Annotated in this window: 1 protein-coding gene; it reads right to left on the bottom strand. The window is 43.5% G+C overall.

Going from position 1 to position 317, the window contains the following annotated elements; translation table 11 throughout:
- Positions 1 to 317: efflux RND transporter permease subunit (locus AW165_RS18805; protein WP_171254278.1), on the bottom strand; the 317-nt coding region annotated here is incomplete at both ends.

Here is a 317-nt window from a genome sequence, read left to right as displayed (position 1 = left end):
TGTCTTGTAGCAGAACTTTTGCACCATTCGCTCCCAGCTTAACTGGGATATTGCGAAACTCATCACCACGGTAGTATTGGTTCTCAATACGTACTGCGATCATACCTGCGTTGGTTTTTACTTCACCTGCAGAAAAGTTCGCTGAATAACGACGAATCGCGTTGCTCACATCACTTAGCGTTAAGTCATATTTACGAAGAATCAGCGGATCGACTTCGATAGCAATCTCTTCTTCTGGTGCATTGAGATCCACCAGCATGACATTTTTCAGTTGGAGTAATTCGTCTTCGACTTGTTTCGCAATAGGTTTGAGCTCT

Source organism: Acinetobacter sp. LMB-5 (genome assembly GCF_001541635.1).
Taxonomy (GTDB): Bacteria; Pseudomonadota; Gammaproteobacteria; order Pseudomonadales; family Moraxellaceae; genus Acinetobacter; species Acinetobacter pittii.
The sequence above is the reverse complement of the archived record's forward strand: the minus strand, read 5'-3'. Positions and strand labels throughout refer to the sequence as shown.